Origin of the sequence: Tabrizicola sp. (genome assembly GCF_034366665.1) — a bacterium.
In the GTDB taxonomy this organism is placed as follows: Bacteria; Pseudomonadota; Alphaproteobacteria; order Rhodobacterales; family Rhodobacteraceae; genus Tabrizicola.
The window spans coordinates 1-10,696 of record NZ_JAXMMF010000048.1; the positions used below are offsets into that span (position 1 = coordinate 1).

General features: G+C 66.3%; 9 protein-coding genes. 6 read left to right on the plus strand and 3 right to left on the minus strand.

All coding sequences use genetic code 11. The annotated features are described in order from the left end of the window. Positions 1-63 precede the first annotated feature (63 nt). From U1E69_RS06220 to U1E69_RS06230, 3 genes are all read right to left on the minus strand, one after another. A complete protein-coding gene (locus U1E69_RS06220) occupies positions 64-1,074 on the minus strand; it encodes an ABC transporter permease (protein ID WP_322243485.1) in 1,011 nt (336 codons plus the stop codon). A 93-nt stretch (positions 1,075-1,167) separates the two neighbouring features. Beyond that, entirely contained in the window at positions 1,168-2,691 is a 1,524-nt protein-coding gene (locus U1E69_RS06225) for an ABC transporter substrate-binding protein (RefSeq protein ID WP_322243486.1), read from the minus strand. Positions 2,692-2,724: 33 nt separating this feature from the next. Then, a complete protein-coding gene (locus U1E69_RS06230; RefSeq protein WP_322243487.1) occupies positions 2,725-4,293 on the minus strand; it encodes an NAD(P)/FAD-dependent oxidoreductase in 1,569 nt (522 codons plus the stop codon). A 129-nt stretch (positions 4,294-4,422) separates the two neighbouring features. Between U1E69_RS06230 and U1E69_RS06235 the strand changes: the two genes are divergently transcribed. From U1E69_RS06235 to U1E69_RS06260, 6 genes are all read left to right on the plus strand, one after another. Beyond that, the gene (locus U1E69_RS06235) at positions 4,423-5,214 is read left to right on the plus strand and encodes a cyclase family protein (RefSeq protein WP_322243488.1); all 792 of its coding nucleotides are present in this window, start codon (positions 4,423-4,425) and stop codon (positions 5,212-5,214) included. A gap of 1 nt (position 5,215) precedes the next feature. Beyond that, positions 5,216-6,781: an NAD(P)/FAD-dependent oxidoreductase gene (locus tag U1E69_RS06240; protein ID WP_322243489.1), complete on the plus strand. Its 1,566-nt coding sequence runs from the start codon at positions 5,216-5,218 to the stop codon at positions 6,779-6,781. After that, the gene (locus U1E69_RS06245; RefSeq protein WP_322243490.1) at positions 6,778-7,266 is read left to right on the plus strand and encodes a MarR family transcriptional regulator; all 489 of its coding nucleotides are present in this window, start codon (positions 6,778-6,780) and stop codon (positions 7,264-7,266) included. Before U1E69_RS06240 ends, U1E69_RS06245 begins: the two co-directional genes overlap by 4 nt. A 30-nt stretch (positions 7,267-7,296) precedes the next feature. Further along, entirely contained in the window at positions 7,297-7,878 is a 582-nt protein-coding gene (locus U1E69_RS06250) for a VOC family protein (protein ID WP_322243491.1), read from the plus strand. A 9-nt stretch (positions 7,879-7,887) separates the two neighbouring features. Continuing rightward, complete coding sequence (locus U1E69_RS06255) at positions 7,888-10,035, plus strand: indolepyruvate ferredoxin oxidoreductase subunit alpha (RefSeq protein WP_322243492.1); 2,148 nt, start codon at positions 7,888-7,890, stop codon at positions 10,033-10,035. Next, on the plus strand, positions 10,032-10,696 hold a 665-nt coding region (locus tag U1E69_RS06260), incomplete at its 3' end, for a 2-oxoacid:acceptor oxidoreductase family protein (protein ID WP_322243493.1). The genes U1E69_RS06255 and U1E69_RS06260, both read left to right, overlap by 4 nt.

The window sequence follows — 10,696 nt, forward strand, 5'->3', positions numbered from 1 at the left end:
GAAAGCCACAACCGCAGCCCCGCCCGGCGGCGGACCAGCGAACGGCCGTCGATTGCCTTTGCCTCAGCCATGCCGCAGCCTTGGGTTCAGGACGGTATAAAGCAGGTCGACGATCAGGTTCACTCCGGTAAAGATCACCGCGAACAGGATCACGATGCCCTGGATCAGCGGCAGGTCGCGGTTGATCACCGCGTCGATGGCCATGTTGCCAAGGCCTTCGTAGGAAAAGAGCCGTTCGATGATCACCGTCCCGCCGATCAGGAAGGTGAACTGCACGCCCACCAGCGTCAGCGTCGGCAGGGCGGCATTGCGCAAGGCCTCGCGCAGGATCACACGCGTTTCGCCATAGCCCTTGGTGCGGGCCAGGGTGACATAGTCCAGGTTCATCGTCTCTTTGAGGCTTTGCTTGAGAAGCTGCCCGATGATCGCCGCCAAGGGGATCGCCAACGCCAGCGCCGGCATGAACATATGCGCGACGATGTCGGCCCAAAGGTCAAAGCGCAGGCGGATCAGGCTTTCAAAGAGGTAGAAGTTGGTGGCGAACGGCAGGTCCAGACTGGGCGTGACCCGGCCCGAGATGTGGAACACCGGCCACAGCACCCCGAACTGCAGGATCAGCACCAGCCCCCACAGGAAATCCGGCACCGACAGCGCCATGCCGTTCGCCACGTCGATGGCGCCTTCCGTCCGACCGCCACGGAACCGCGTCCCGGTCAGCGCCGCGGCTCCGCCCAGAAGACAGGCCATGACCAGTGCCATGATCGACAGCTCCAGCGTCGCAGGTAACCGCCCCAGGACCAGGTCCAGCACCGGCTGGCGCGTGGTGATCGAGGTGCCGAAGTCGCCCTGCAGCACCCCCGCCACCCAGATGCCGAACTGGGTGATCAGCGGCTTGTCGAGGCCATACAGCGCCGAAAGCCGCGCGATGTCGTCCTCGGTCGCGCCCGGGGGCAGCATCATCGCGATGGGATTGCCGGGGACAACCCTGATCACGAAGAACACGATCACAGCGACACCGGCCAGGGTGATGGCGGTGGTCAGAAGTCTGACAAGAAGTATGCGAAGAAACGGCATGGGCCCCGGATGGGGCAGACTGCCCCGCTTTCATCTGTCCAAAAACATCCCGCGGGGGGTCCGGGGGGCGCGAAGCCCCCCGGGGTTGGTCCCTTACGCCCGCTTCATCAGATGCGGCAAGAGCGAGCCCGAAGCATGCGGCGTCACCACCACGCCGGGCGCGTGCAGGATCGGCTGGACATATTGCAGCAGCGGGATCACCAGCGCGTTGTCGGCGATGTACTTGTCCACCGCCTTCCAGCCCTCGATCCGCTTGGCCTCGTCCGGCTCGCCCCACAGGGGGCCGATCATGTTGATCAGGTCCTCGCCATCCCAGACCGAATGCGGGCTTGGCCCGAACATCGCGAACCCGGTCGAGGTCGTCGGATCGCCCACCGAGTTGCCCCAGTTGTAGAACGCCGCGGGGGCCAGCTGGTCGGCGGCGCGCAGTTCGTAGTGCTTGGCGATCTCGTAGACCTCGATCTCGGCCTCGATCCCGACCTTGCGCCACAGGCCGACAATGGCCTGGATCATCTCGTAATCCTTGGGCTTGAAGCCCTTGGTGGTCTGGATCTTGAACTTCACCGGGTTGTCGGGGCCAAAGCCGCTGGCGGCCAGCAGCTCGATCGCCTTCGCCTCGTCGTAAGGCACCACGATCGACGCGTCATAGGCGCTGTATTCCGGCGTCTGCAGCGTGTCGATCTTGACGCCATAGCCCGACAGAAGCCGGTCGATGATCGCCTGCTTGTCGATGGCGTGCGCGGCGGCCATCCGCACGTTCGGGTCGGTCATCACCTCGATGTCGTTCAGGAAGATCATCCCGATGTCGCTGATAGGTGCCGCAACCCCGGCCAGCGGGCCACCCTTCAGACGGTCGTATTCCTCATACGGCATCTCCAACGTGACGTGGGAGTTGCCTGATTCCACTTCGGCCACGCGGGCGGCGGCGTCGGGGACGAACTTGATCGTCACGGTGTCAAAGTCGGGCTTGCCGCCCCAGTAGTTGGCGTTGGCCTTCAGGCGCACGAACGCGTTGCGCTCGAACTTTTCCACCATGTAGGGGCCGGTACCGATGGGCGCGGCCTCGAAGCCTTCGGGGCCGACCTTTTCGAAATAGGCCTTGGGCAGGACGTAGCCGGTCAGGAAGTACATCCACTTGAAGATCGTCGGGTCGAACTGCTTGACGTCGGCCGTGACGGTGTTCCCGTCGACCGCGAAGTTCGCCAGCGTGCCCCAGACGAAGTTGATCGGGTTGCCGGTTTCCGGGTTGGCGGCGCGGGCCAGAGACCAGGCCACATCCTCGGCGGTGAAGGGGCTGCCATCGTGCCAGGTCACGCCTTCGCGCACCTTCATCACGACCTTGGTCCGGTCCTCGTTCCAGCCCCATTCGGTCAAGAGGCCCGGCGCCGGTGACAGGTCGGGCTGCTGCAGGATGTACTGGTCGAAGACCGACTGATACAGGCCCTGGATCGTCGGGTTCACCGCGCTGGGGCCGACGGTCGGGTCCCAGGACGGCAGGTTGACGTTGTAGGCGATGACCAGCTCGTCGATGGCTTGCGCAAAGGACGGCAGGCCGATGCTGCCTGCGGCCATCGTGGCGGCAGAGAGCTTCAGAAGGCTCCGGCGGTTAAGGTTCATGGTCGTTTTCCCTGTTGGTTTCTTGGTTGGTGGTCAGTTCCCGGCGAGTTTCCGCGCCAGAAGGAATCCGGGCCCCGCACCAGTCCCCGCGCCGGGCCAGACGGCCGCCCCGGTGAGGTGCAGGTTGGCAATGGGGGTCGAGCCGTCGGCATGGCCGCGTGCGGGGCGGTAAAGGAAGTGCTGCGCCAGATGGTGGCTGCCACAGACCTGGTCGCCACCGACGAGGTTGGGGTTGTCGGCCTCCAGCTCCAGCGGTGTGACGATGCGGCGGCCCAGGATCTTGGCCCGAGTGCCGGGGGCATGCGCCTCCAGGATCGCAAGCGCGCGGTCGGCGAAGGGCTCGGCTGCCTGGGTCCAGTCAGTCGCCGCAATCTCGCCCTTGGCATCGCCCGAGATGGTCCCCGGAGCCATGCGGACCTGAAGCCACAGCGCATGTTTGCCCTCTGGCGCGCGGCTGGGATCGAAGACCGTCGGTTGCCCGACAACCAGAATCGGCTCGTCCGGCAAAAGCCCCGCCAGCGCTTGGCTGTAGGTCCGGGCCATCTGGTCAAGGCTGGGCGCAAGGTGGACGTAGGCAAACCGCTTCAGTTGCGTCCCCGCGCGCCAGTCCGGCAGGGCCTCCAGCGCCAGATGGATCATCATCGTCCCGGGCGCATGGCGGAAGGTGTCCATCGCCGTGTCGAAGGCCGGCGCAGTGTCCCCGGTCAGCTTCCGCAGCCCCTTTGGCGAGGTGCCGGCAATCACCGCGCGGGAGGCCATGACCCGGCGACCGTCCGCCAGTTCGATCCCCGTGGCTCGTCCACCCTCGCGCAGGATGCGGCTGACGGATGCCCCGGTCTCGACCACGCCCCCCCGCGCGGTGATCGCCGAGACCAGCGCCTTGACGATGGTATCCGCCCCACCCTTGCCGATGACCATCCCGAAGGCCTGACCGGCCATCCCTTCCAGGTAGGGAAACATCGCCCCGCCCGCGATGTCGGGCGCAAAGTCGAGGTGCATCCCCCAGGCCGCCAAGAGCGCGCGGATGTGGGGATGCGCAAACGTCTCCTCCAGCCAGGCGCGGGGCGAGGACAACAGAAAACGGCCCATGTCCAGCGTGCCACCCAAGCCCTTGGCGCGAAACGTTTTGAACATGAAATATGCAAGCGCACGGAGTTTCATCTCGGACCCGAGAAGGCCGAAAAGATGCGGGGCCTCGGCCCCGAAGCGGCTGGTCAGGTTCGTCCAGGTCTCGGCATCCTGCGGTGACAGCGCCCGGAACGCGGCCAGCGTCTCGTCGCCCAGGGTCGAGACACCCGCCCAGGTCCCGTCCGGGAAGGACGACGAAAACGGCCGATCCACCGGCACAAACTCGCAGCCGTGGCGCGCCAGTTCGGCGCCGTAGGCCTTGAAAAACGGGCTTCCTGCGAATAGCGACAGGTTCATCGCCGCCCAGTCGTGGCGAAAGCCCGGCAGCGTATACTCCCCGGTCTTGACCGCCCCGCCTGCCGATGCGGCCTGCTCGAACACGGCGACACGCCAGCCCTTCGTGGCCAGATGCAGCGCGGCGGCCAGCGTGTTGTGGCCCGCCCCGATCAGGACTGCATCGAAGGTCTCGGCCATGCTTTCCCCGCCAGATTGTCGCAGGGATATTTGCAAATGCATTTAAATCTGTCTAGCATGATTCCAAGATGACCGGGGCGACACCCGGCAGGGCTTTGCCGGGCAAGTCCGGCCAACAGGGAGAGAATGATGACTTCAGCAAACGTGCTGCAATTTTTGGCGGGGATGCTCGCCAGTGGCGGGATCGAAGTGGTGGACTGCTCGGGCGTGCTTGGCCCAGAGACGCCGCTGCTGAAGCTGCCGCCGGATTTTGCCAAGGACACCCCGCCGATCAAGATCCACCGGATCAGCGAATATGACAAGGACGGGCCGTTCTGGGCCTGGAACTGGCTGGAACTGGGCGAGCATTCGGGCACCCATTTCGACGCGCCGCACCACTGGATCACCGGCAAGGACTATGCCGATGGCTACACCGATACGCTGGACGTGCAGCGGCTGGTCGCCCCGGTAAACGTGCTGGATTTCAGCGCCGAATGTGGCGCGAACCCCGACTTCCTCTTGACCATCGACCATGTGAAAGCCTGGGAGGCCAAGCACGGCGCGATCAATGCGGGCGAGTGGGTCGTGCTGCGATCGGACTGGGACCAGCGGGCGCATGATGAAAACCTTTTTCTGAATGCCAACGAGACCGGCCCCCACACCCCCGGCCCGACCGCCGAGGTGATCGAGTATCTTCTGTCCAAGGGCATCGTCGGCTGGGGCAGCCAGTGCATCGGCACCGATGCCGGTCAGGCAGGGGGGATGACCCCACCCTTCCCGGCGCACAACCTTCTGCACAAGAACAACTGCTTCGGGCTGGCGTCGCTGGCGAACCTGGACAAGCTGCCGGCCAAGGGCGCGATCCTGATTGCCGCACCGTTGAAGATCAAGCAGGGCACCGGCTCGCCCATCCGCGCGCTGGCGCTGGTGCCGAAGTCGTAAGATGCGGCCCGATCACGTCATCATCGGCAGCGGGATCAACGCGCTGGTCGCCGGGGCGATGCTTTCGCTCAAGGGCCAGCGCGTGCTTCTCCTCGAACGCGAGGCGGTCCCCGGCGGCTGCCTTCGAACCGAGGAGATCACCCTCCCCGGTTTCCGCCATGACGTGATGGCCGCGACCTGGGTCCTCTTCATGACCTCACCGGCGGGGGCCGCGCTTGGCCCCCACCTCGCCCGGCACGGCTTCGACTACTGCCACACGCCGCACCCGACGGCGGTGCTGCGCCCGACCGGCGAGGCCTTGGTGCTGACCACGGACCGCGCCAAGAACATCGCCACGATGAACGCGCTGGCGGCAGGCGACGGCGACGCCCATGCCCGCGATGTCGGCGGGGTCGAGGCCGACGCGCCCTTCCTCTTCGCCCTCCTTGGCGGGTCGCTCTGGTCCTGGCCGACGGCGAAACTCCTCTGGGGCCAGGTTCGCAAACGCGGCCTGCGCGGCCTTGCCGCATGGTTCGGCAAAGCGCTGGTTCCGGCGCGCAGTTGGCTGGAGACGACCTACACCTCCCCCGCCGTCCAGGCGCTGTATGCGCCCTGGGTCCTGCACTGTGGCCTGACCCCGGAAAGCACCTACTCTGGCCAGATGGGCAAGGTCATCGCCTTCGCGCTGGAGGCCGCAGGGGCGCCCATCGTCAAGGGTGGCTCTGGTGCAGGGGTGGCCGCCTTCAAGGCGCTGATCGAGGAAAAGGGCGGCGAAATTCGTTGCGGGGCGGACGTGGACCGCATCCTTGTGAAGGATGGCCGCGTGCGGGGCGTGGCGCTGGCCTCGGGCGAGGAAATCGCCTGCGGGTCCGTCCTTGCCTCGGTCGCGCCCGCCCAGTTGCAGGACCGCCTTCTGCGCGACGTGAACCTGCCCGAAGACAAGGCCGCCGCCCGCACCTTCCGCCACGGACGCGGGAACTTCCAGCTGCACTATGCGCTGGACCGCCCCCCGGAATGGCTGACGCCAGGCCTCGACGATGTGGCGCTGATCCATCTTGCCGACGGGATCGACTCCGTCTCCAAGGCCTCGAACGAGGCGGAACGCGGGATGCTGCCCGCCACCCCCACGATCTGCGTCGGCCAGCCGCACCGGCTTGACCCCTCGCGTGTGCCTGAGGGCAAAGCGATCCTGTGGCTGCAGATCCCCGACGCGCCCCGCGTGGTCAAAGGCGATGCAGCGGGCCAGATCCCCACCGATGGCACCTGGACCGAGGCCACCCGCGAAGCCTTCGCGGACCGGATCGAAGCCATACTGAAAAGCCACATCAAGGACTTCGACGCCATCAAACTAGCCCGCCGCGCGTATTCCCCGGCCGATCTGGAACGGATGAACGTCAACCTCGTCGGCGGCGATCCTTACGGCGGGCTTTGCACCATCGACCAGTTCTTCATCTTCCGCCCCTACGCCCATTCGACGAACGGCACCAATCTGCTGCGCGGCTTCCATCACATCGGCGCCAGTACGCACCCCGGCCCCGGCCTTGGCGGCGGCTCGGGCTTTCTTGCGGCGAAAAGGCTGGGCGCATGACCGACCAGTCGCCCCCGGAAAAGCCGCCCGAGACTCTGCCGCAGCTGGGTGAGATCGGCCTCACGAACTACGCGCCCTATCTGATGAACCGGATCATGGGCCGCTATAACGCCAGCTTGCGGGACGAGATGGCCGACCTCGGCCTCACCACCCCAAAGATGCGGGCGCTGGCGGTCCTGTCGGTGATCGAAGGCCCGCTGATCCGCGAACTCGCCGTCTTTTCCGTGGTGGAACAGTCCACCCTCTCGCGCGCCCTGGACCAGCTTGCCGCCGAAGGCCTGATCCGCCGCGAATCCGACGCCACCGACAGCCGCGCCACCCGCGTCTTCATCACCGAAGCCGGCCGCGCCCGGTTCCAGACCCTCTGGCCCCGCATGGCCGAGGCGCACGACCGCATGTTCCGCGGCATCCCGGCAGACGAACGCCGCGCGTTCGTGGGCACGCTGCAGAAGATGCTGACCAACATCCGCAAGCACGAGATCTGACGGCCTTCCCCCCAAAACCAGGTGCCAGCCATGAAAAGCCTTTTCGCCCTTACCCTTCTTGCCGCTTCGCCGGCCCTGGCGGACACCATGCCCGGCGTCCGGGGGGTGAACCACATCGGCATCACCGTCCCCGACCTGGCCCAGGCCGAGGCCTTTTTCACCGACGTCCTTGCCTGCCAGAAGGCGATGTCCTTCGGCCCGTTCCGCGATGACACCGGCACGTTCATGCAGGACGTCCTCGACGTCGACCCGCGCGCGGTGATCGAAGAGATCACGCTCATGCGCTGCGGCTTTGGCTCGAACATCGAGTTGTTCCACTACACCGCGCCCGACCAGAAGACCGTCACCGCCCGCAACAGCGACATCGGCGGGCACCACATCGCCTTCTACGTCGACGACATCGACGCCGTGGCGGCCTACCTCAAGGACAAGGGGCTGAAGGTGAACATGGGGCCGATCCCGGTGTCGGAAGGCCCCGCCGCTGGGCAGTCGATCCTGTATTTCTCCGCCCCCTGGGGCCTGCAGCTTGAGGCGATCTCGTTCCCCGGCGGGATGGCATATGAAAAGGATGGCGGGCCGATCCTTTGGTCGAACACGGCCCCCGAGAAGTAAGGAACCAGCATGGCCGAGCGGTCCTTCAAGGCAGAGGTCGAGCACCTGCGCAAGGGTGACGGGGATACCTTCACCGGCGAAGGCATCCTTGCCATCACCAAGGCGCTTCTGGAGAACGGCGTCGGCTATGTCGGCGGCTATCAGGGCGCTCCGATCAGTCACCTTATGGACGTCCTCGCCGATGCCGAGGACCTGATGGCCGAGCTTGGCATCCGCTTCGAGGCCAACGCGAATGAGGCAGCGGCTGCGGCGATGCTGGCGGCCAGCGTCCATTACCCGATCCGGGGGGCGGTGACCTTCAAGGGCTCCGTCGGCGTGAACGTCGCTTCGGACGCGTTGGCAAACCTGGCCTCGTCGGGGGTAAACGGCGGTGCGCTGGTCATCGTGGGCGAGGATTACGGCGAAGGCTCCAGCATCATGCAGGAGCGCAGCCACGCCTTCGCGATGAAGTCGCAATTCTGGCTTCTGGACCCGCGCCCCAACCTGCCTTGCATCACCAAGGCGGTGCAGGACGGGTTCGAGCTTAGCGAGGCGTCGAACACCCCGGTCATGCTGATGGTCCGCATCCGGTCCTGCCATGTCACCGGCAGCTTCCAGACCCGCGACAACCAGCGGCCGAAGCTTTCGGTCAAGGACGCCCTGTCGAACCCCCAGTCGGACTTCGCCCGCGTCGTGCTGCCGCCGATGTCCTACATGCACGAACAGGACAAGATCAAAGTCCGCTGGCCCGCCGCCGAAAAGTTCATCCGCGAGCGTCAGTTGAACGAGGTGTTCGGGCCTGCGACCGCCCCCGTCGGTCTGGTCCTGCAAGGTGGGATGTACAACGGCGTCATCCGCGCGCTGCAACGCCTCGGCCTCGCCGACATCTGGGGCAGCTCCCAGGTCCCGCTTTACGTGCTGAACGTCACCTACCCCCTCCTCTCCTCCGAATTCCTGGAGTTCTGCGAGGGCAAGGACCAGGTCCTGGTGATCGAGGAAGGCCAGCCCGAGTTCATCGAACAGCAGCTGACGACCTTCCTTTACCGTGCGGGGTCCAGCGTCAAGCTGCGCGGCAAGGGCATCCTGCCGATGGCGGGGGAATACACCGGGCAGGTGATGCTGGACGGGATCGCCGCGTTCCTGAAAGAGGCCGCGCCGCAGATGCTGCCTGCGATGGTCCGCGCCCCGAACGAGGACAAGCCGCAGATCCCCGACCTGACCAAGACCGTCCCGATCCGCCCCCCCGGCTTCTGCACCGGCTGCCCGGAACGCCCGATCTTCGCCGCGATGAAGCTGGTTCAGAAGGAAACCGGCAAGCTGCAGATTTCTGCCGACATCGGCTGCCACCTTTTCGCAGCACTTCCTCCGTTCGAGATCGGCGGGGCGACGATGGGCTACGGCCTCGGCCCCGCCGCCAACGCGGCCTTCGACGGGGGCGGGGAACGCCGCCCGGTGTCGATCATCGGGGACGGCGGGTTCTGGCACAACGGCCTTTCCTCCAGCTTCACCAACATGGCCTTCAACAAGTCCGACGGCGTGGCGGTGATCGTCGACAACTACTACTCCGCCGCGACCGGGGGGCAGGACGTCATGTCCAGCCGCGCCGACAACCCGTCGAAAGCAACGAAGCATCCCATTGCGAAGGCGCTCAAGGGCATCGGCATCGACTGGGTCCGCCAGGTCGACCGCACCTACGACGTCGGCCACATGCGCGATGTGCTGCGCGAGGCGCTGACCACCGATACCCCCGGCCCCAAGGTCATCGTCGCCTCGTCCGAATGCATGTTGAACAAGCAGCGCCGCGAAAAGCCCCTCGCCGCCAAAGCCATCAAGGAAGGCCGCCGCGTCGAGGCCCCCCGCTTCGGCGTCGACGAAGACGTCTGCACCGGCGACCACGCCTGCATCCGCCTGTCCGGCTGCCCGTCGCTGTCCCTGAAGAAACTCGACGACCCCCTGCGCGACGACCCCGTCGCCAGCATCGACCAAAGCTGCGTCGGCTGCGGCAACTGCGGCGAGGTGGCCGATGCCGCCGTCCTTTGCCCGTCCTTCTACCGCGCCGACGTGGTCCACAACCCGTCGAAATGGGAGGCGAAGATGGCCGCCTTCCGCACCCACGTGATCGGCTGGCTGCAATCCCGCCGCGCCGCGCGACGGCTGACGTTCGAGGGCACGGCATGACGCTGCACGAAACCATCGGCTCGGAATTCGGGTCCAAACAGGCCGACCCGCGCCTGTCCGGGATCATCAAGCTGGCGATCCTCGCCGTCGGCGGCCAGGGCGGCGGGGTCCTTACCGGGTGGATCGAGGACGTGGCCCGCGCGCGAGGCTATGCCGCGCAGACGACTTCGGTCGCGGGCGTGTCGCAGCGCACAGGCGCGACCGTCTATTACGTCGAGATGGCCCCGCAGAGGCCCGGCGAGCCTGTCCCCGTCTTCTCCCTGATGCCCGCCCCCGGCGACGTCGACATCATGATCACGGCCGAGATGATGGAGGCCGGGCGTTCCATCATCCGTGGCTTCGTGACGCCCGACCGCACCACCCTGATCACCTCGACCCACCGCGCGCTGGCGGTGTCGGAAAAGATGGTCCCCGGCGACGGCATCGCCTCGTCCGACGAAGTCATGGCCGCCGCCGAGATCGCCGCCCGCCGCGTCATCGCCGCCGACTTCGATGCGCTGGCGATCCGCAACGGCTCGGTGATCTCCGCCTCGCTCTTCGGCGCGCTGGCCTATGACGACATCATCCGCGTTGCCGACCTGAAAACCCGCGCCCGCCGCTTCGACCGCATCCGCACGGAAATGCGGGTGAAGGACGCCAACGTCCTGCACCTGACCGAATT